Source organism: Bradyrhizobium prioriisuperbiae (assembly GCF_032397745.1).
Classification (GTDB): domain Bacteria; phylum Pseudomonadota; class Alphaproteobacteria; order Rhizobiales; family Xanthobacteraceae; genus Bradyrhizobium_A; species Bradyrhizobium_A prioriisuperbiae.
In genome coordinates, this window is the sequence record NZ_CP135921.1 from 8,227,289 (window position 1) to 8,248,341 (window position 21,053).

General features: G+C 63.4%; 20 protein-coding genes. 7 read left to right on the top strand and 13 right to left on the bottom strand.

From position 1 onward, the window contains the following. The 3 genes from RS897_RS38080 (at window position 1) to RS897_RS38090 (ending at window position 3,494) form a co-directional block, all read left to right on the top strand. Complete coding sequence (locus tag RS897_RS38080) at window positions 1-564, top strand: flavin reductase family protein (protein WP_315833802.1); 564 nt, start codon at window positions 1-3, stop codon at window positions 562-564. 35 nt (window positions 565-599) lie between these two features. Beyond that, complete coding sequence (locus RS897_RS38085) at window positions 600-1,910, top strand: NAD(P)/FAD-dependent oxidoreductase (protein WP_425476425.1); 1,311 nt, start codon at window positions 600-602, stop codon at window positions 1,908-1,910. A gap of 69 nt (window positions 1,911-1,979) precedes the next feature. Continuing rightward, window positions 1,980-3,494 carry an ABC transporter substrate-binding protein gene (locus RS897_RS38090; protein ID WP_315833804.1) on the top strand — a complete coding sequence of 505 codons (1,515 nt, stop codon included), beginning with the start codon at window positions 1,980-1,982 and terminating at the stop codon, window positions 3,492-3,494. A 178-nt stretch (window positions 3,495-3,672) separates the two neighbouring features. On the opposite strand, the gene RS897_RS38095 is transcribed toward RS897_RS38090, so the two are convergent. Further along, window positions 3,673-4,356 (bottom strand): O-methyltransferase, encoded by a 684-nt coding sequence (locus RS897_RS38095; protein ID WP_315833805.1) that lies wholly within the window; start codon window positions 4,354-4,356, stop codon window positions 3,673-3,675. Between the two features lie 209 nt (window positions 4,357-4,565). On the opposite strand from RS897_RS38095, the gene RS897_RS38100 reads away from it, so the two are divergent. Further along, a complete protein-coding gene (locus RS897_RS38100; RefSeq protein WP_315833806.1) occupies window positions 4,566-5,252 on the top strand; it encodes a GntR family transcriptional regulator in 687 nt (228 codons plus the stop codon). A gap of 93 nt (window positions 5,253-5,345) precedes the next feature. Here the strand turns inward: RS897_RS38100 and kce are convergent, their stop codons facing one another. The 5 genes from kce to RS897_RS38125 all read right to left on the bottom strand — a co-directional run bounded on the left by kce (window position 5,346) and on the right by RS897_RS38125 (window position 12,028). Then, window positions 5,346-6,269, bottom strand: coding sequence for a 3,5-dioxohexanoate:acetyl-CoA acetone transferase (gene kce, locus RS897_RS38105; protein WP_315833807.1), 924 nt, complete (start codon window positions 6,267-6,269; stop codon window positions 5,346-5,348). A 34-nt stretch (window positions 6,270-6,303) separates the two neighbouring features. Then, window positions 6,304-7,245 (bottom strand): 3-hydroxyacyl-CoA dehydrogenase, encoded by a 942-nt coding sequence (locus tag RS897_RS38110; protein WP_315833808.1) that lies wholly within the window; start codon window positions 7,243-7,245, stop codon window positions 6,304-6,306. Between the two features lie 20 nt (window positions 7,246-7,265). Beyond that, entirely contained in the window at window positions 7,266-9,785 is a 2,520-nt protein-coding gene (locus RS897_RS38115; protein ID WP_315833809.1) for a branched-chain amino acid ABC transporter ATP-binding protein/permease, read from the bottom strand. 5 nt (window positions 9,786-9,790) lie between these two features. Then, a complete protein-coding gene (locus tag RS897_RS38120) occupies window positions 9,791-10,660 on the bottom strand; it encodes a branched-chain amino acid ABC transporter permease (protein ID WP_315838882.1) in 870 nt (289 codons plus the stop codon). A gap of 111 nt (window positions 10,661-10,771) precedes the next feature. Beyond that, on the bottom strand, window positions 10,772-12,028 hold the full coding sequence (locus RS897_RS38125; RefSeq protein WP_315833810.1) for an ABC transporter substrate-binding protein: 1,257 nt from the start codon (window positions 12,026-12,028) through the stop codon (window positions 10,772-10,774). 275 nt (window positions 12,029-12,303) lie between these two features. On the opposite strand from RS897_RS38125, the gene RS897_RS38130 reads away from it, so the two are divergent. Both RS897_RS38130 and RS897_RS38135 read left to right on the top strand, forming a co-directional pair. After that, the gene (locus RS897_RS38130; protein ID WP_315833811.1) at window positions 12,304-13,005 is read left to right on the top strand and encodes a GntR family transcriptional regulator; all 702 of its coding nucleotides are present in this window, start codon (window positions 12,304-12,306) and stop codon (window positions 13,003-13,005) included. 25 nt (window positions 13,006-13,030) lie between these two features. Continuing rightward, window positions 13,031-13,807 (top strand): SDR family oxidoreductase, encoded by a 777-nt coding sequence (locus RS897_RS38135; RefSeq protein WP_315833812.1) that lies wholly within the window; start codon window positions 13,031-13,033, stop codon window positions 13,805-13,807. Between the two features lie 20 nt (window positions 13,808-13,827). Here RS897_RS38135 and RS897_RS38140 read toward each other — a convergent pair whose 3' ends face one another. Then, window positions 13,828-14,535 (bottom strand): molybdate ABC transporter substrate-binding protein, encoded by a 708-nt coding sequence (locus RS897_RS38140; protein WP_315833813.1) that lies wholly within the window; start codon window positions 14,533-14,535, stop codon window positions 13,828-13,830. Window positions 14,536-14,586: 51 nt separating this feature from the next. Continuing rightward, window positions 14,587-15,561, bottom strand: a complete 975-nt coding sequence (locus tag RS897_RS38145) for a Bug family tripartite tricarboxylate transporter substrate binding protein (protein ID WP_315833814.1) — start codon at window positions 15,559-15,561, stop codon at window positions 14,587-14,589. Between the two features lie 197 nt (window positions 15,562-15,758). Here RS897_RS38145 and RS897_RS38150 point away from each other — a divergent pair, with 197 nt between their 5' ends. Further along, the gene (locus RS897_RS38150) at window positions 15,759-17,009 is read left to right on the top strand and encodes a Zn-dependent hydrolase (protein WP_315833815.1); all 1,251 of its coding nucleotides are present in this window, start codon (window positions 15,759-15,761) and stop codon (window positions 17,007-17,009) included. Window positions 17,010-17,102: 93 nt separating this feature from the next. Here RS897_RS38150 and RS897_RS38155 read toward each other — a convergent pair whose 3' ends face one another. The 5 genes from RS897_RS38155 to galE all read right to left on the bottom strand — a co-directional run bounded on the left by RS897_RS38155 (window position 17,103) and on the right by galE (window position 20,974). Then, window positions 17,103-18,161, bottom strand: a complete 1,059-nt coding sequence (locus RS897_RS38155; protein ID WP_315833816.1) for an alcohol dehydrogenase — start codon at window positions 18,159-18,161, stop codon at window positions 17,103-17,105. An 89-nt stretch (window positions 18,162-18,250) separates the two neighbouring features. Then, on the bottom strand, window positions 18,251-18,664 hold the full coding sequence (locus RS897_RS38160) for a VOC family protein (protein ID WP_315833817.1): 414 nt from the start codon (window positions 18,662-18,664) through the stop codon (window positions 18,251-18,253). A gap of 11 nt (window positions 18,665-18,675) precedes the next feature. Then, the gene (locus RS897_RS38165) at window positions 18,676-18,921 is read right to left on the bottom strand and encodes a DUF3297 family protein (protein WP_315833818.1); all 246 of its coding nucleotides are present in this window, start codon (window positions 18,919-18,921) and stop codon (window positions 18,676-18,678) included. Between the two features lie 78 nt (window positions 18,922-18,999). Next, entirely contained in the window at window positions 19,000-19,875 is an 876-nt protein-coding gene (locus RS897_RS38170) for an SDR family oxidoreductase (protein ID WP_315833819.1), read from the bottom strand. Window positions 19,876-19,966: 91 nt separating this feature from the next. Further along, on the bottom strand, window positions 19,967-20,974 hold the full coding sequence (galE, locus tag RS897_RS38175) for a UDP-glucose 4-epimerase GalE (RefSeq protein ID WP_315833820.1): 1,008 nt from the start codon (window positions 20,972-20,974) through the stop codon (window positions 19,967-19,969). Window positions 20,975-21,053: the final 79 nt, after the last annotated feature.

Sequence of the window (21,053 nt, forward strand, 5' to 3'; positions counted from 1 at the left end):
ATGGCCGAGCGCGACAGCTTCCGCGGCGCCATGCGGCGGATGGCGGCAACGGTCTGCGTGCTGTCGACGCAGCACCACGGCGGACGGTTCGGAATCACGGTCTCCTCGGTCGCTTCGCTCACCCTCGAACCGCCGACGCTGTGCTTCGGCGTTCGCCGCACCTCGCCGTTCTGCCAGCCGATGATCGACAGCGGATGGCTTTGCGTCAATGTTCTGTCGCGCGAGCAGGAAGCCATCGGGCGGGTGTTCGCGACACCGCCGGCCGGCGAACATCGCTTCGAAACCGGAGAATGGTTCATCCACGACATGGTCAGCGAGACAGCGGTCGAAGCCATGGTTCGACTGCCATGCCTGGTCCGTGCCCAGGCCAATCTGGTGTGCCGGCTGGACCGCACCATCGCGCACGGCACGCATTACCTGTGCCTCGCCGAGGTCGAGCACGTGCTGGCTCAGGACCGCATCGCGCCGCTGCTGTATTGCGACGGCGACTATCACGAACTGGCCCCGCCGAGCGGTCAACCGCCCGCCTCGGCCCATCACCTCTCATCGCGGAACAGGGCCTGATCGTGGCGCTCCTTGCCGATGAACACGCAACCCATCTGCGCTCCTCCGGGGTTGTCGGCTCGGCTGCGACCGGCAGCCTGTGGCAGGCGGTGACTCCGCACCCCGAGGCGTTGCCGCCACTCTCGGGCCAGCGGCAAGCCGATGTGGTGGTGATCGGTGCTGGCTTCACAGGTCTTGCGGCCGCGCTGGAACTGCGCCGCCGCGGGGCCGACGTCGTCGTGCTGGAAGCGGCGCAACCGGGCTGGGGCGCATCGGGGCGCAACAGCGGCCTCGTCATTCCGACATTGACGCGGCCCGACCCCGACGACATCGTGGCCCGCCATGGCGAGAGCGGCGAGCGTTTCGTACATCTGCTGCGCGACAGTGCCGATCAGTTGTTCGCACTGGCGCGCTCACTCGGGCTCGGTGCGGAGGCAGAGCGGAACGGTTGGCTGCAACCGGCCCATACACCGGGACGCGTCGCGCTGCTGGAGCGTCGCGTTGCGCAGTGGCGCAAATGGGGTGCGCCGGTGCGGATGCTGGACCGCAACGAAGTCCGTCAGGCGCTCGGCTCCGACGCGTGGCAGGCGGGTCTGTTGAACGACAGCGGCGGCACAGTGAATCCGCTGGCCTTGCTGCACGCCATGGTCGCGGCATCCCGCGCCGCAGGCATCACGATCCACGGCCACAGTGCGGTCACATCGTTCCGCCGCAACGGCGATCGCTGGCTCGTGGCGACAGCGAACGGCATGATCACGGCGCGCGGGCTGCTGCTCGCCACCAATGCCTATTCGGCTGAATTCACACCACAGCTCGCGCCACAGATCGCGCGCGAGATCGTTCCAGTCGTATCATGGCTTGCGGCAACCGAACCGCTGCCCGAGCGATTGCGCCGCGATGTGATCCCGCGCCGCGTCGCAATGTCGGACACACGGGGGGACCTGCGTTTCGCGCGCTACGATGCAGACCATCGCCTGATCAGCGGAGGCGCGCTGATCAATCCCGTCGACAGGCCTGCTCGCCTGCGGACGCTGGTCGCGGCGCGCCTGGCGCGGCTGTGGCCGCAGCTCGATACGACCAGAATTGCCTTTGTCTGGAATGGGCTGATTGGAATCACCCCCGATCGTTTTCCGCGCTTCCACCAACTCGGGCCCGATGCTTTTGCCTGGGCCGGCTGTAACGGCCGCGCGGTCGCTCTTTCCCTCGCGGTCGGCCGGGAGTTCGCGCGGGCGTTATCCGGCGAGCGCCTCGGCGATCTCGCGCTGCCGTTCACAGATCCCACACCGCTTCCTGCACATGGGGTCCTGCGGCGGCTGGCTCCCCTGGCACTGCTGAACTATCGCTGGCGCGATGCCCGGGAGATCTAGCCGATATCGATGCTGCGGATTAGGGTATAACAGCCAGGACCGTAAACCGTGATCGATCCGAAGCCTCGAATGCCCCCAGCGGCGGCCCCACCCCGCATCGTGACCATGTTGGTCGATCCGGAGCCGACGACCCTGCTTGCGCTCAGCAATTGTGCCGACCCCACGATGCTGGTGTCGGGCAAAATCCACGAGGGACTGCTGAGTTATGATTTCGACCTGACGCCGCGTCCCCAGCTCGCGCTTGACTGGTCAACCGAACCCTCGGGGCTGCAGCTGACGTTCCGCCTGCGTCCCGGGGTGCGTTGGCACGACGGCACGCCCTTCACGTCGGAAGATGTCGCCTTCTCGCTCATGTTGCTGAAGCAATTGCATCCGCGCGGCCGCTCGACCTTCGCCAATGTCACCGAGGTGGAGACGCCCGATCCGCTGACAGTGGTGATCCATCTGTCTCGGCCCGCTCCCGCGCTGCTGCGCGCGCTGGCAGGAGCGGAATCACCGATGATCCCTCGACACCGCTACGCCGATCGGCCGCCGTCCGCCAGCGACGACCGCCCACCGATCGGCACCGGGCCTTTCGTCTTTCTCGACTGGGTGAAGGGCAGTCATGTGACACTCGCCCGCAATCCGGATTATTGGGATGCGCCACACCCTGCCATCGACCGGTTGGTGATCCGCTTTATCGACGATCAGGCGGAGCGGCTCGCGGCGATCGAAAGCGGCGCCATCAACATTGCCCCCGCCACCCCGGTGTCGGTCACCGCGCTGGACCGACTCTCGCGCAATGAACGCCTGATTTTCGAGACCAATGGGTACCAGTACACCAACCAGGTGATCCGCCTGGAGTTCAACCTCGATCATCCGGTCGTCGGCAAATACGAAGTGCGACGAGCGATCGCGCACGCCATCGACCGCAACGTGCTGGTCGCGCAAGCCTGGATGGGTTACGGCAAGGTCGCGTATGGCCCGATCAGTCCCGACCTGAAGCCCTATGGGGAAGACATTCCGGCCGTGCCGCACCTCGACCACGGTGAAGCGGATCGTTGGCTTGATGCGGCCGGCTTTCCCCGCAATGACAACGGCTTGCGTTTCGCCCTGCCGCTCGATTTCGTGCCGGCCGGCGATGGCTATCAGCGCACCGCCGACACAATCGCCACAGCGCTTGCGGAGATCGGCATCGATGTAACGGTGCGGCAGCAAGACTTCCCGGGCTATGTCCGCCGTCTCTACACCGACCGAGACTTCGCGTTCGCAGTGGCGCGCAGCAACAATATGTTCGATCCTTCGGTCGGCGTGCAGCGCATCTACTGGTCGCACAACTTTCGCAAGGGCGTGCCATTCTCGAACGGCTCACACTATGCCAACAGCGAGGCCGATCGTCTGCTCGAGCAAGCGTCCGTGGAGCAGGACGCAGCGGAGCGCCGAAGGCTATACCGGGATTTCCAGGCCCGAGTGGCGGAAGATCTGCCGGATATCACCCTGCTGGCACCGACACAGATCACCATCGTTGACCGCCACTTGACCGGTCATACCCTCTCAGCCGATGGCACCAACGGGAGTTTCGCGGAGCTGCGAATCGTCGGCTAGTACCCACTTTTGATCAAACGTGATTCAGAATCGGTGGGCACGTACAGTGTTTGCTCGTGTCACTTGGCTATGATTCCGGGTACTAGAGCATGATCTGGAAAGTGCATATCGCTTCGTCGAAAAATTCACGCAACGAAATCCAGAACGCGATGCCGCTTCAACCTGAACGGATCGCTTTCTAGCCTCGCACCGGATGCGATTGATCGGGGTGATCGTCTTGCTGCGGGGGTCGGTGCGGCATCTGCCCCGGCCTATCGCCGACACTCGCGGCGCGGCGATGAGCGACATGCAAACCCTTGCCGACCGGCAGCATCGTCGACTGGAAATCTGCACGCGCAGCCAGCATCTCGAAATAGGCGTGAAGTTCAGCCGCATGGGACTGCGCATTGTCGGCGATCAACAGACAGTCGGCGGCAAGCTTTGGCAGCAGCGCCTCCAGCTGATGATGCGCCCCGATGCGATCTGCATCGAAGAATACACAGTCGATCGGCCCATCCAGTGTGCGGACGACATCGATCGCATCGCCAAGTCTGAATTCGACGACAGCTTCAAGACCAGCACGACGTACATTTTCCATCGCAGCCACCTGCTTGCTGCGCATCCGCTCGATGGTGATGAGGTGGCCCTTTTCGGCAGGCTCGTTCAATGCCATCGCCAGCCAGATCGTACTGAAGCCGTTGGACGTACCTATTTCGAGAACTTCCGTTCGATGCGCGGCCCGCACCAGCAGATACAGCACTTCGGCGGCGGCACGATCCAGGTTCAAGAGACGTCGAGCATGATCCGGTTCAGCCGCATCGAAGGCCACACCCCCGGTTTCCAGCTCGGCCAACACCGCTCTGGCCACATCGGGGTTGCTCATGATGTCGACTCCACGTCAAAACAATCAAAAAAGGCAATTAAACACCGCGAAAACAGACCAATACGAGCAACTTACAGTTGCATGGAATAAGCAGATACCGATGGGGTATAACAGCACTCTCTCCCATCAATCCATCTAATAAATGATCATTCGATATATTATGTAATGGATTCGTCAACGAATTCAGGTCCTCGATGCAACCGAACCAGATGCCCAAACTCCGTCGTAGCACGCTGACTAGCGACGCATATGATGTGGTCCGCGCCATGCTGCTCGACAGCGGCCGCTTTCAGCCGGGTGAGAAGCTCAGCATCGAAATGATCTCCCGCGAATTGGGAGTCAGTCGATCGCCGGTGTGGAGCGCGATTGCCCGCCTTGATGCGGAAGGCCTTGTCGACGTGGCGCCGCGCCAGGGGGTCTATCTCGTCGCCTTCGACGTGGATCGGCTGCGCGGCCTGTTCGAAACGCGGGAGGCTCTCGAAGGCATGGCGACGCGCCTTGCCGCAACAAGGATGACAGAAGCCGAACTCGACGCCCTCGGCACAACGGTCAGACACCAGAAGACACTGTTGTCCGAACGCCACGAAGGCGACTTTGCGATATCCGCGCTCGAATTCCACGAACGGATTCTCGCGGGAGCTCGCAATCCGATGATCGCGCAGCAGCTCAGCGGCATCTACGCGCGAACCAGCGCCATGTGCAGAGGCCGCGCCAGCGAGCGCACGGTGAGGGTGCTCACCGCCAACTACAGGGATCACAACGAGATCCTCAATGCGCTGCGCCGGCGTGACATGGATGCTGCGGAACACCTCGCCCGCCTCCATGTCCAGCGGCTGAGGACAACAATATTGCAGGAAGACACACAGCCGAGCAGACGACCGGTACGGGTCAAATGACGATTGCCAGGGGCCGCCCACCGGCCCCCGCAATTGCTCCGGAGGCACGGCTTTGAGCACGCGCCCCGTGAAGAGTGGCCTTAGCCAGTTGGGCTAGACCTCCAGCTTGTCGCCGCCCTTGAGATCGAGAATCTCGCGCGCCTCGTCCGGCGTCGCAATCTCGAGGCCGAGGCCTTCGACGATCTGCCTGGCGAGGCGCACCTGTTCGGCGTTGGATTCGGCGAGCTTGCCGGGACCGCTCCACAGCGAGTCCTCCAGACCCACGCGGATGTTTCCGCCCATCGCTGCCGCCATTGCCGCGATCGGCAGCTGGTTGCGGCCAGCGCCGAGCACCGACCATTTGTACTGGTCGCCGAACAGGCGATCGGCGGTGCGCTTCATGTGCAGCACGTCTTCCGGATGCGCGCCGGTGCCGCCCTGCAGGCCGAACACGGTCTGCACGAACAGCGGCGCCTTCACCAGGCCCTGATCGAGGAAGTATTTGAGATTGTAGAGATGGGCGGTGTCGTAGCATTCAAACTCGAAGCGGGTGCCTGATCCGGACAAGGTAGTCAGCACATACTCGATGTCCTGGAAAGTGTTGCGGAACACGATGTCCTTGTTCTCGACATGCTTGCGCTCCCATTCGTGCTCGAATGTTTTGAAGCGGTTGAGCATGCCGAAGAACGCGAAGTTCATCGACCCCATGTTCAGCGAGGCGACCTCGGGCTTGTAAACAGCCGCCGGACGCACGCGCTCGTCCACGGTCATGGTCGGCGCGCCGCCGGTGGTGAGGTTGATCACGCAGTTCGAACGCTGCTTGATCACCTTCAGGAACGGCGCGAACGCCTCGGGGCTCTGGTCCGGCTGGCCGGTCTTCGGATTGCGCGCATGCAGATGGACGATGGCGGCGCCGGCTTCCGCGGCCCCGATCGCGGCGTCCGCGATTTCCTGCGGCGTTACCGGCAGGGCTTTCGACATCGACGGCGTGTGAATGGCGCCGGTGACGGCGCAGGTGATGATGACTTTTCGGCTCATTGCTTTGCTCTCTTTGCTGGACAAGATTCTGATATCAATCTTTCTGCCGCGACTTGTGCGCGGCCAGCGCCGCAAGACGCTCGTTGCGCCGCTGCGTCAATGTTGCGATCCGCTCGGGGGTGGCCTGATGCGGCCAGGCCGCGATCACCTGATCGACGTTCGGGCTCTGATACACCTCCGGCCCGGCGGCGGATGCCGCCAGTTCCTTGTAGAAGCCGGTATAACGCGCGCAGTAATCCGGAATGCCGCCGGGCGCATTGAGCTCGATGGTCTCGAACGGTCCGAGGAACGACCAGCGCAAGCCCAGGCCGTCCTTCACGGTGTGGTCGAGGTCTTCGGCCGACACATAACCCTCGCCGACCAGACGAAACGCCTCCGCCAGCAGCGCGCCCTGCAGGCGGTTGAGGATGAAGCCGTTGATCTCGCGCTTGACGGTGATCGGCACCTGGCCGACGGCGCGGTAGATCTCGCGGGCGCGGTCAATCGCCTCCGGCGATGTCCAGGGCGCGCCGCAGAGCTCCACCAGCGGCACCAGATGCGGCGGGTTGACGGGATGGCCGATCAGGCAGCGTGCCCGCCCCGCCAGCCCTTCAGTAAAGCGCGAGGCGACGATGGCCGACGTCGATGACACCAGGAGCGTGTCCGGCGCAGCCAGCCGATCGAGCTCGGAAAAAATCGCGAGTTTGGCGTCGACGGTCTCCGGCCCGTTTTCCTGGACCAAATCGGCGCCCTCGATCGCCTCACCAACACTGGCCGCAACCGACACCCGCGCGGCCGCTGCCTGCGGATCGGCCACCAGTCCATGGCGCGCCAGCGTCTGCAATTCGTCCCTGATCAAAGACGGCGCCGCCTGCAAGGTGGCCGTGTGCGGATCGGTCAATCGCACCGTCCAGCCCGCACGCGCAAACACCATGGCCCAGGCGCGGCCGATCAATCCAGCGCCGACAATGGCCGCAATTCCTGTCTTTTCCGTCATCCGCCTAACGCTTCCTTCGCTTACAGCCACAACACTTTCCGGCGCAGATCGAGATCGTCCCGCAGCGCTTTGGATGGTCCCTGGTGGATCACCTGGCCGCGCTCCAGCGCCACCGTGGTGTCGGACAATGCGAGCGCGAGATCGAGATTATGGTCGACAATGATGATGGCGACCTCCCTGCGCAGCCGGTCGAACGCCTCGAACAGCTGCTCGACCACCGCCGGGGCCAGGCCTTCGAACGGCTCGTCCAGCAGCAGCACCCGCACGTCGCCGGACAGCGCCCGCGCCACCGCCACCATCTGCTGCTCACCACCCGACAGATAATCCGCCGGACTGTTGAGACGTTCCTTGATGCGGGGAAAGTAGTCGTAGATCCGCTCCCGGGTCCAGTGGATGCCGTGGCCGGTTTGGCGCTTCAGTCCGCCGAGTTCGAGATTCTGGTCCACGGTCATGCCGGCGAACAGACCACGCCCCTGCGGCACATACCCAATGCCGAGCCTGGCGATCTCGGCGGAGCTGCGCCCGACCAGCTCGCTGCCGGCGAGAGCGATCGAGCCATTGGTCGCAGGCGCAATGCCGATCAGCGTCTTCAGCAGGGTCGACTTGCCGGCACCGTTGCGGCCAAGCAAGGCGATAATCTCGTTCTGGTGCAGCGGGAAGTCGACGCCCTTGAGGATATGGCTCTTGCCGTAGAACGTATCGACGCTTTTCACCGCCATCAGCAGGCTCGGCGTCGCCGCCGTCTCCCGCTCCTGCGCCGCGATCGCCGCCGTTCCGGAGCCGATATAGACCTCCTGCACTTTCGGGCTGGAGCGTGCGTCTTCCACCGAGCCGTCCAGCAGCACACGTCCCTCGTTCATGACGGTGACATGATCGGCCAGTTGGAACACGCGGTCGATGTCGTGCTCCACCAGCAGCACCGGAATATCCGCGGAGATACGCTTGATGATGGCGCCGATGCGCTCGCGCTCCGCCGCGGCGAGACCGGCCAGCGGTTCGTCCAGCAGCAGGATCCGCGGTGCGGTGGCGAGCGCCACGCCCATGTCCAGCAGACGTTGGCCGCCGTAGGACAGCGAGCCCGCCTCCGCATGCTCGATTCCTGCAAGCCCGAGGTAGCGAATGATCTCGTCGGTATCCGCGTTGATTTCCGAAATCGACAGTGCGGACGTGTAGGGATCGGCGCGGCGCGGATGGCGCGCCTGAACCGCCAGACGGACATTCTCGGCCACCGTCAGTGTCGGGAACAGGTTGGTGATCTGGAACGACCGCCCGATCCCCGCCGCGGTGATATCCTCCGGCGCGCGGCCGGCAATCGAGCGCCCCATCAGGGTCACCGATCCCTGGTCCGGCACGAACATGCCGGACAGGAGATTGAACGCCGTGGTCTTGCCGGCGCCGTTGGGACCGATCAGCGCATGCAGTGTGCGGTCGGCGATCGAGATGTCGACGCCCTGTACGGCCTTGATGCCACCGAAGCTCTTGACGATTTGGTCGGCGACCAGCACCGGCCCCTGATGCGCATCCCTGGGTTTCAGAAATTCGGGCAGCGGCAGCGACTCGATCCGGCGCGCCGACATCGCCGCATCTTCGACCTGCTTTTTCCGGAACGGCGCAATCAGGCGTTCGGCAACACCGGTCAGGCCCGACGGCGAAAAGATGATGAAGCCGACGAACACCAGGCCCAGCCAGAACAGCCAGTTCTCGCTGTAGATGCTGAGAAACTCGCGGAACATGATGTAGAACAGCGCACCGAGGGCGGGCCCCAGGAAGCTGCGCATGCCGCCGATCACCACCATCGCCAGCAGTTCGCCGGAGAAGCTGACCGAGATCGGATCGGCCGAGGTCATGCGGTTCTTGTAAAGCAGGAGAATGCCGGCCAGACCCGTGATGGTCGCCGACAGTGTGAAGGCCGCCAGTTTATAACGATTGGTGGCGTAGCCGAGAAACCGCGCGCGCTGCTCGTTCTCGCGGATCGCGACCAGCACGGTGCCGACGGTGGAATTGTGGAAGCGCCACAGCGCAAACAGCACCACCAGCGCGATGACGGCGACGAACCAGTAATAATTGGTCGACGATTCCAGGTCGAAACCAAACAGCGCCGGACGGGTGATGCCGCCGAGGCCGTTCTCGCCGCCGGTCACCTCGGTCCAGCGGAACGACACCACATACAGCATCGCCGCCAGCGCCAGCGTCAGCAGCGAGAAGTAGACGCCGCGCCGGCGCAGGATGAGGTAGCCGAACGCAGCCGCGAGTGCTGCGACAACGACCAGCCCGAGCAGCGCCGGGCCGAAGAATGAACCCGGCATCAGATTGCGCTGAGCGATCGCAGCGGCATAGGCGGCGAGCCCGAACCAGGCGCCATGGCCGAATGACACCAGGCCGGTGTGGCCGACCAGGATGTTCAGAGCCATGCAAGCCAGCGCATAGACGACGACTTCCGTCGCCGAGGTCATGGTGAGACCCATCGCCAGCAGAACCGGCGGCAGCACCAGCAGGCTGACAGCGGCGACGATGAGCTGATACGGAATCCTGTTCGACATGCGCATCACTCGAAGCGCATGATGCGTTCGCCGAACAGGCCGCGGGGCCGAAACAGCAGCACAAGCAGCATCAGCAGGTAGATCGCGGCAGTAGAAGCCGCGGAATAGCCGACCGCGACCATTACGCCTTTCACCAGGCCAACCAGCAGCGCCGCAACCACGACGCCCCAGAACGAGCCGAGACCACCGATCACCACGACCACGAACGCCGGGGTGATGATCTCGTTGCCCATGGCGGGGTGCACCGAATAGATCGGCGCCAGCAGCACACCGGCGAGGCCCGCAAGCCCGATGCCCAATGCGGCGACGGCGGACATATAGGGCTGCAGCGAAATGCCGAGCGCGCCGACCATGTCGGGGTTCTGCACCCCTGCCCGAACCACGCGGCCGAACGAGGTCCTCTGCAGCAGCACCCACAAGGCGGCCACGCAGACAATGGCAATGCCAAGCAGCACGGTGCGGTAGAACGAATAGATGAACGACCCCATCACGACCTGGCCGCGCAATATCGGCGGAATCGAATACGACAGTGGCGGCGCGCCGAAGATCATGCGCAGCGCCTGCTCGGCCACCATGGCGAGCCCGAATGTCAGCAGCAGCGACAGGATCGGATCGGAGCGATAGAAGCGGGTGAACAGCACACGCTCGATCAGCACGCCGAACAGCGCGACCGCGACCGGTGCCACGACAAACGCGCCGCCGAAACCGAGATAGGGCGACAGCACAAGCGTCAGATATGCGCCGATGGCAAAGAAAGCGCCGTGCGCGAGATTGACGATGCCGCCGAGGGAGAAGATCAGCGACAGTCCCAGCGCGATCAAAAGATAATAGACGCCGTCGAGCAGCCCATTGAGAACCTGCTGTGCGAAAAGCATTGCGGTCAAGCTGTTGGTCCCGTCGGATGACGCGCTGAAGCGCTGAAAGATGCCGGAAAGAAAAACATTCCCCCGGGATTGGGCCCCGGGGGAATGTGGAAGGTTGCACGCTCAGGTCGCGAACGTGCAGGTGTTTTCTTCCTTGGTAGAGGCGATGACTTCCAGATCCTCGTTGGGGCCCGGCACCGGTCCGCTGGACGAGAAGATGTCCCACTGGTTCTTGACCTTGTCGGCCGGCAGCGCCGTGATGGCGTACATCTCGTGCATCAGCTGGTGGTCCGACGCGCGGAAGTAACCGGGACGGGTTTTCAGCACGTCGAACTTGGCGCCCTTCTCGAAGTATTCGACGACCTTGGTCGAGTCCGGCGACTTCAATTCGTTCACCGCCTGCGCCACGATCTTGGCCGCGATGTAGTCACCCCAGGCCTGGTTCTCCGGCGGCTTGTTATACTTCTTGCTGAAAGCGGTGACGAAGGCCTTGGTCTGCGGGGTGTCGATCAGGTGATGCCAGACGCAGGGCCAGGTGCCGACGAAGTTGCCCTTGCCGGCCGCCCATGCCAGCGCGGTGTCGAAGCCGAAGCCGCCGACGGGGAATGTCAGGCCGAACTCGGAATACTGCTTGAGAAAATTGGTGATCTGCGCGCCCGCCAGGTTGAGCACCACCAGATCGGGCTTCGCCGCGCGGATCTTGAGCAGATAGGCGGAGAAGTCGGTCGCGTCGGTCGGCACCAGGTCGTCGCCGGCGAACTGTCCGCCATTGCCTTCCATGAAGCGCTTGGCGACCTTCAACAGGTCATGCCCGAACGCATAGTCCGCCGTCAGCGAATACCATTTCTTGCCCTTGACCAGCCCGTCCTGCAGGAAAGAGCGGCCAACCGATTTGACGTACATCGAGTTCTGCGACTCGACATGGAACATGTAGCGCTTGCAGTCCGAGCCGCGCAGCGCATCCGAGTTGGCGCCGGTGTTGATGAACAGCGTCTTGTTGCGCTGGGCCACCTGCGCAATGGTCAGCGCCGACGCCGACGAAATCTCGCCGATGATACAGGCGACCTTGTCGCGCTCGATCATGCGCTCGGCCTTGGTCGAGGCGGTCTGCGGATTGACGGAGTCCTCTTTAAGAACCTCGAGCTTGCGGCCCGCCAGACCACCGCCGGCGTTGATCTCTTCCACGGCGAGATCAATCGCCATCACGGCGTATTCGCCGAGCGGCCCGAGAAATCCCGTACGCGGCGTCAGATGGCCGATCCGGATCACTTCCGATGTTTGTGCAAGCAGCAGCGATGGGGCCGACAGGCCGGACACGACCGCAGCTCCAGCGGCCCCCTTCAGCAACGCGCGGCGCGTGAAACGACCTTCCTTCAACATAGGCTTTGCCTCCCTGGCGATATCCCGCGTGACGCGGTTGTTGTTTGTCCCGGCAAGCCCGCATTGTGATCGGCGGTTGATATGTCTTGCCGTGATCTGTGATCACAGTTAGAGTGGCAAAACGAAACGGGGTTGTCCAGTCCCTTTATCCAGCCGCCGGAAGCGGATGCTGGCTCGGACCGGGAAAACCCGGCAAACAAGATATCGAAAGGCCCGTTGAGTCCGGCACAGTCCGGACCGAGAGCCACGAGGAAGCAGTCTGCAGGAGTTTGGGCGTGGGTCCCTCCACCACCGCACTGAGCATCGTTGAACCGCTCGACCGCCAGACGCTGGGCGAACGCGCCTATGCGAAGCTTGCGGACTTGCTGATTTCCGGCCGCCTGGCGCCTGGCGAAAAGCTGTCGCTGCGCGGCGCCGCCGAAGTTCTCGGCGTCTCCATCATGCCGGTGCGCGAAGCGGTGTCGCGCCTGATCGCCGACAAGGCGCTCGAAGTCGCCCCCAATCGCGCCGTCCGCGTTCCCATCATGTCGGCGACGCAGTTCCGCGACCTGACGAAAATCCGCATCGAGATCGAAGGTTATGCAGCGGCGCAGGCCGCGACACTGCGTAGCCCGAACGATCTCGCGACCATTGCGGCCGCGGAAGAGGCCATGCGCAGTGAAAGCGAGACGGCCGATCCGGATCTCCCGCGCGCAGTCGAACTGAACAAAACCTTCCACTTCGCCGTCTATGCCGCGGCACAATCGCCGACGCTGGTCGAAATCATCCGCGCGCTCTGGCTCAAGGCCGGCCCGGTCATCAACCTCGATCTGCGCGCCAACCCGAAGCGGCTGGCGACCAGCGGCGTGGTCGCCAAGCACGCCGCCATCCTGCAGGCGATCACGGACCATGACGGCGACGGCGCCCGCGCCGGCATTGCGGCCGACATCGCCGGTGCGTCCAACTTCATTCTCTCGCGCGGCGGTCTCCCCGACTGATACGCCGGCATCTTCCGGAGTTTCCATGGATCTCGATATCAAGGGTTTGCGCGTTCTGGTCACGGCCGGAGCCAACGGAATCGGGCTCGCCATTGCGCGGGCCTTTGCCGCCGAGGGCGCGCGGGTGTTCGTTTGCGACATCGACCAGACGGCGCTGGCGGGCCTCGGCAGCAGCGATCCGGCGCTCAAGACCACGGTGTGCGATGTGTCCAACCGTGCCTCGGTGTCCCAGTTGTTCGAGAGTGTCACGAGCACGCTCGGCGGCCTCGATGTGCTCATCAACAATGCGGGAATCGCCGGGCCAACCTCCAAGGTCGAGGAGATGAACCCGGAAGACTGGGACCGCTGTCTCGAGATCTGCCTCACCGGCCAGTTCAATTGCGCGCGCCTTGCGGTGCCGATGCTGCGCGGGAGCACCAACGCCTCGATCGTCAACATCTCGTCCGCCGCGGGGCGGCTCGGCTTTGCGTTGCGCACGCCCTATGCGGCCGCCAAATGGGGCGTGATCGGTTTCACCAAATCGCTGTCGATCGAACTGGGGCCGGACAACATCCGGGTCAACGCCATCCTTCCCGGTCTGGTCGCCGGTGACCGTCAGCGCCGCGTACTCGAAGCCAAGGCGCAGCAGCGCGGCATTTCGTTCAAGGAGATGGAAGAGACTGCGTTCTCCTTCACCTCGATCAAGGAGTATGTCACCCCGCAGCAGATCGCCGACCAGATCGTTTTCATGTGCAGCCCGCGCGGGCGCACCATCTCCGGTCAGGCGATTTCGATTTGCGGCGACACCCGCATGCTGGGCTGACGGTCAGCGTTCGATGATGTTCAGCGCTCGATTTGGCCAAACCCGATGCTCTCGCGCAACGCAGCGTGCCGCGGATCGACCATGATATCGATCAGCTGCTGCGCGGCACCGGCCGCGGACGCGCCGGTAGTGATCGCGGCGGTATAAACCGTCGCAAGATCATGGCCAGGCGGCAGCGGTCCGACCAATGTCACGCCGGACGTGTTGAGAATCTCGGTCACCTGCGTGCAACCGATCGCGCGCCGCGCGGATGAGACCGACAGATGGCGCATGGCCGTCATCCCGTTCGGAAACATCCGGAGTCGTTTTGTCACCCGGTCCGCGATACCCAAATCCACCAGCACCTTTGCAAAATGAATTCCAGCCGTTGCGGCCTGGGTGTCAGGAGTGAAGATCTCGTCGGCCGCAAGCAGTGCGGTGCGCAGATCATTGGCCGTACCGACGGCGATGGTCGCATCGCCCACCCGCACCGCCACCGCGGTCTCGACACGACCGATGTCGGTCGCGGTGCTTTTGATCACGAGGCCCTGTCCCGCCAGTTCATCAACGACGGCCCGGCTGAGGATGACGAGATCGGCGGGCGCGCCCGCGCGCAGGTTCGCGGCCATGGCACCAACCGCACCAAACTCGCCTGCCACGTCCAGTCCCGACACCACATTGAACGCCGCCACAAGCCGCTCCACGAGGCCCTGAGCGGCGCCTCCGCTCAGAATCTTCAGATCAGTCATGAGTTTTTATTCCATTGCCGCAGCTCGGCAGCCTGCCGACCGGTAAGACCCTTATTGTGTTTTCTCGACAAAACGTTTGCCGACGTCGCCCCATTTGGTGATATCGCCGCGGAGATACTTGTCGAACTCCGACGTGCTCATGGACATCGGCTCGGCGCCTTGCGCCGCCCACAGCGCCTTGATCTCAGGCTGCGCGACCGCATCGTTGATGGCCACATTCAGCTTCTCGACAATGCCCGGTGGCGTTCCCGCCGGCGCCATGACGCCGAGCCAGATGGTCGCCTCGTAGCCGGGAACGCCCGCTTCCGCAACCGTCGGGACATCAGGCAGCACCGCCGGCCGCGCCTTGCCGGTGGTGGCCAGCGCCCTCACCTGCCCGGCATTGATGTTGGGCGCCATGGTGGTGATGGCGTCGATCATCATCTCGACCTGACCGCCGATCACATTGTTGCGCGCTTCGCCGCTGTTCCGGTGCGGCACATGGACGATATTGGTCCCGGTCATGGCTTTGAACAGCTCGCCCGCCATGTGATACGGCGTGCCCTGGCCGGACGACGCATAGTTGAGCTTGCCCGGCTGCTGCTTGGCAAGGGCGATGAACTCCTGCAGCGTCTTGGCGCCAACCGCCGGACTGACCACGATCACCAGATCCGACGAATTCACCGGCGCCACCGGGACGAAGTCCCGCATCAGCTCATACCCCCGGTTCGGCAGCAACGTCTCGTTCGCGGTCTGGGTGTTGGACATCATCAGCAGGGTGTAGCCATCCGCCGGGGACTTCGCGACTTCGAGGGTGCCGATCACCCCGCCCGCACCCGTCCGGTTCTCGATCACGAACGGCTGCTTGAAGCGTTCCTGCAGCGCCTTGCCGATCAACCGCGCCGTCACGTCGGCCGGTCCGCCGGCGCCGAACGGCACGATGATCTTGACCAGCCGCGACGGATAATCCGGATCGCTCTTTTGGGCGCTGGCGCCGGACATAAAAAGACTCGCGACCAGAGCGATCGCAACACCCAACCGATTCATCCCACTCCTCCGATTTTCTTGGTTTTGCAATTTGTTGTTCGGGCTATTGATCACCTGCTCACTCTATCATCCTCGGGCGGATTTTTGCGACCGAAATTGCAGCAGAGACCGGCGTGCGCGCATCTTTTCCGCTTACCGGGAATGATGCTATTCCCGGAGGCAGCACCAGCGTCAGCCCATCAAGGAAAGCCGCCCCAATGGCCAAAAATACCTCGAATCTCCAGATCGATTCCGCCCGGCTCTGGGGCACCATTCACGATACCGCGAAGTTCGGTGCGACACCCAAAGGCGGCGTCCGGCGGCTGACGCTCGGGCCCGAGGACAAGCAGGTGCGGGACTGGTTTCGGACCGCCTGCGAGGCGGCCGGCTGCGAGGTCCATATCGATGCGCTGGGCAGCATGTTCGGCATTCGCCGGGGGCGCGACATGTCGAAGGCCCCGATCGGTCTCGGCTCGCATCTCGACACCCAGCCGACCGGCGGCAAGTATGACGGCATTCTCGGCACGCTTGCGGCCCTCGAAGTTGTGCGCACGCTGAACGACGCCGGGATCGAGACCGAAACTCCGCTCTGCATTGTCAACTGGACCAATGAAGAGGGCTCGCGCTTCCAGCCCGCAATGATGGCCTCCGCCGCCTATGCCGGCGACTTCACCACCGACGACATCCTGAGCCGGACCGACGCCGAGGGTGTCAGCGTCGGCCAGGCGCTCGACAGCATCGGCTATCGCGGCGCCGAGCCGGTCGGGCAGATCAAGCTGAGCTCGTTCGTCGAGCTGCACATCGAACAGGGACCGATTCTGGAAGCGGAGAACAAGACCATCGGCGTCGTCGACCACGGCCAGGGCATCATCTGGTACAACGGGACCATGACCGGCTTTGCCAGCCATGCCGGCTCGACCCCCATGCCGCTGCGGCGCGATGCGCTGGCGACCTTCTCGGAGGTCGTGCTGGCGGTGGAGAAGCTTGCCAGGGATCACGGCCCCAACGCGGTGGGAACGATCGGGGAAGTCGTGGTCGCCAATCCCTCGCGCAATGTGATCGCCGGCGACCTCACCTTCACGATGGAATTTCGCAGCTCCGATGAAGCCACGCTGGCCAAGCTCGACCGCGCGCTGCATCCCGTGGTCGCGGAGATCGCCGCACGCCGCAAGGTGGCGATCGACCTCGACACGCTCTGGCGCAAGGAGCCGACCCATTTCAATGCAGATGTGATCAAGGCTGTGGAGACGGCGACCAACATGCTGGGCTATTCCAACCGCCGCGTGACGTCGGGCGCCGGACACGATGCCTGCAACATGAACGGTGTGATGCCGACCGCCATGATCTTCGTGCCGTGCAAGGACGGTGTCAGCCACAACGAACTCGAGGATGCCACGCAGCCGGACTGTACCGCCGGCGCCAACGTGCTGTTGCACACGGTGCTGTCGCTGGCCGGCGTCGCGCAATAGCGCGAAGCCGTTAAAGCGCGAAGATTTGCACAACCTGATTTGCGAAGCGGATTCAGCAATGCTGGATCCGCTTCAATTTTTAGGGAGAGGCGTTCAGGCGCGCTCGAGCACCAGCCGTCCCTTGACCTTGCCGGCGCGCAGCCGATCCAGAGCCGCATTGGCCTGCGCCATCGGCACCGCTTCGACCGGCATGGCGCGGACACGGCCCTGCTTGACGAGATCGATCAGCTCTTTCAGCTCGCCGAGATTGCCGACATAGGAGCCGCGCAGATTGATGGCGCGCAGCACCAGCAGCGGAATCGACAATGTGATATCGCCGCCGAACAGGCCGACCACCACATAGGTGCCCGCCTTGCGGATCGCAGCGATACCGAACTCAGCGGTGGCATGGGCGCCGACAAAATCGATCGCCGCTGCAATCCCGCCGGTCTTGGCCTGCAGCGTCGCCAGCGCGTCACTGTCACGCGGATCCACCACCAGGCTTGCGCCGGATGCCAGCGCCAGCTCGCGTTTGGCCGGATCGATATCGGCCACCGCGATATTCTTGTAGCCAAGGCCCCTGGCGATCTCCAGACCGCTCAATCCGACCCCGCCGACCCCGAGGATTAGCAGCCAGTCGCGATCAAGCGCGATGTTGATCTTTTTCAGCGCGCTAAATGCCGTCAATCCCGAACAGGCGTAGGTGGCCGCGAGCGTCGGATCGATGCCGGTGACGTCGACCAGATAACGGGGGTGCGGCACCAGGCATTGTTCGGCATAACCACCGGCGCGATGCACGCCGATCGAACACGGCTTGGCGCAAAGATTCTCCTCGCCGCGCTGGCAGATCTCGCAGGTGCCGCAGCCGAGCCAGGGATAGACCACGAAGGTCTTGCCGATCATGTCGTCGCTGACAGGCGCATCCGGTCCCTTGGCGACGAGCCGCCCAAGCACTTCATGTCCCAGCACAACCGGCGGCGTCACGCCGCGATCGGCGAGACTCAGCTTCTTGCCGCCACCGAGATCGTAAAACCCCTCCTGCAGATGCAGGTCGCTGTGGCAGACGCCACACCGCGTGACGTCGATGACGACCTCGGTGCCTTTCGGCTGCGGATTGGCCACCTCGATCTCGGAGATCGGCTCACAGAACAGTTTCACGGCATAAGCGCGCATGGGTTTCCTCTGTTGTTATTGCCGGAGGCGACGCTCCGGGTGTTTCTTGAAACTCGCTTGTTGACCTGCGAAAGTCCGCAGGCCGCAGCTCATCGATCGGAGTATGACGAGATTTCGATCAGACTGCCATCGGGATCGCGGCAATACACCGATGCCAGAACGCCGCGGGCACCCTGCTTGGCGACCGGCCCCTGCTCGATCGCCACGTCGCAGCTTTTCAGATGGCGCACCACCTCGTCGGGCGAGGCCGTGGTCAGAAAACACAGGTCGTCGCTGCCAGCGGCTTCATGGTCGGCGGTGAACCACTCGACCTTGTCCGCCGATACCGGACGCAGATTGATTTTCTGAGCACCGAACGACACCGAAGTGCGCTTCGCCTTGCCCTGCCCAGGATCGAAATCCCGGCGCTCCATGCCGAGCACGCGCTGATACCAGTCCGCGGCAATCTCGACATCCCTGACATTGATGACCAGATGGTCGAGGGCTGTGACGACGACGCTCATGGCGAGTTGCCTCAGGCCTGCTGGTCGCGGAAATAAGGTTCGACGGATCCGCTCAGTTTCATGGTCAGGGGATTGCCATGCCGGTCCTTCGACGTGCCCACCGGAACGCGCACCCAGCCCTCGCTGACGCAATATTCCTCGACATTGTCCTTTTCGACGCCCTTGAAGCGAACACCGATGTCACGCTCGAGCACTTGCGCATTGTAGTGTGGGCTTTTGGGGTCGACGGACAGGCGGTCGGGCAATTGGTCGCTCATGATGGATTTTCCATTTTTCTGGAACCTGATGGACTGCATAACCCGGCGGATCAGGGCTGACAATGTCAGCCTCCCGGCTCAGGCCGGCCCGTCACCCGCGGCCCGTAGCGCGGTCAATCCCTCGCGATAGGTCGGATAGCGCAGGGTCACCCCGAGCTCGTCGAGCAGCAGCCGGTTGCGGACCCGCTTGGTCTCCATGAAAAAACTGCGGCCCATCGGTGTCAGTTCCGCGTCTTCGAACGCAATCTCCGGCGGCGGTTCCACCCCACACAAGGCCGCGGCGAACGACACCACGTCCTGCGGCGGTGCAGGCTCGTTGTCCGCTCCGTTATAGATCGCGCCGGACCGAGGCTTATTGAGCGATGCCGCAACCATCTGCGCGATATCATCGACATGAATCCGGTTGAAGACCTGGCCCGGCTTGATGATCCGCCGCGCCTTGCCCTCCGCCAATTGAACCAGCTGATTACGTCCTGGGCCATAAATGCCGGAGAGCCGAAAGATCTGCACGGGAATGCGATGCGCTTGACCCAAGGCAAGCCACTGCTGTTCCACCACGAGCCGATTGCGAGAGCGACCGTCCGTTGGCGTCGGCACCGTCGTTTCATCGACCCATGCCCCCTCGTGATCGCCATAGACGCCGACCGTCGACAGGTAACCGATCCAGCGCAGCCGGGATGCCTTCGCCAGATCGTCCGCATAGGCCCTGAGCACCGGATCCTCCTGCCCATCCGGCGGCACGGATATCAAAACGGCGTCACTCTCAGCCAGGTCAAAGGCAAGGGCTGCATCGCGGCCGCCCCCCGCAAACACGCGTGCTGAAGCACCGGACTGCGCGACAAGATCGGCCTTCGCCTGCGTACGTACTGTCCCCACGACTTGCGCGCCGCCGGCCGCAAGATGCTGGGCGACGTAGTGTGCGGAATATCCCAGTCCGAAAATGAAAAGCTTCATGCCCTGAGCCCGGCTTTTTGCGTGCAACAGGCCTGATATGGCAGGAATCGCCGTGGGGCGCGATAGGTTCAAGCAAAGCTCGGAGAAGCCGTCAGCTGGACGCCGCCGTCTTGAGCGGATGCGCCCGGCGATGCCAGGCCCAGGCGGTGCGGATAATGGTCGGCAGATCCGAGTGAGCGGCTTCGAACGACAGGACGTCGCGGGCCGCGCCGGGGTTCGCCACCAGCATCGCCGGATCGCCGGCACGCCGCGGCTTCATCACCTGCGGCACCTCGCGACCGGTTTCCTGCGCGATTGCCGCGAGAATCTGCCGGACCGAAAACCCATGTCCGGTTCCCAGATTGAAGCTGCCACCACGATGTCCCTGCATCAGAAGTTTCAACGCCAGGACGTGAGCGGCGGCGAGATCGGTGACATGGATATAGTCACGGACCGCGGTCCCATCCGGAGTGTCGTAGTCGTCGCCGAATATCGAAAAGTCCGGCACATGCCCTTGCAGAGCCATCATCGCACGCGGAATCAGATGGGTCTCGGGATCGCGCTGCTCGCCGATCACGCCTGATACATCGGCGCCGCTGGCATTGAAATAACGAAGACAGAACGCGCCGAAACCATAGGCGTCGCGGTAATCGGACAGAACGCGTTCGATCATCCATTTCGACGTGCCGTAGGGATTGATCGGCTCGCAGCGATCGGTCTCGTTGATCAGCTCGCGCCCGGCATTGCCATAGACCGCGCCGGTGCTGGACAGGATAAAACGGAAGCAGCCGGCCTCCCTCATGCCCTGCAGCAGAGCGAGCGTGCCGGCGAGATTGTTCAGATAATATTTTTGCGGGTCCGCGACCGACTCGCCGACAAGGCTGAAGGCGGCAAAGTGCATCACGGCAACGACATCATGCGTGCGCAAGGTCGCGGTGACTTTGGCGGCATCGCGGATGTCGCCGGCCACGAACGGACCCCATTTGATGTAATCGCGATGTCCGGTGGACAAATTGTCGTAGCAGACCGGATTGTAACCGGCCTCAAACAAAGCCTTGCAGCAATGCGAGCCGATGTAGCCCGCCCCGCCCGTCACCAGCACTGACGGCCTGTCATTCATCGTGGCCCCGCCGCGTCCATCCATCGTGGATAAAGCGTGTTACGCCAAACCGGATTTCATTTCCAGAGATTGCTTAGCC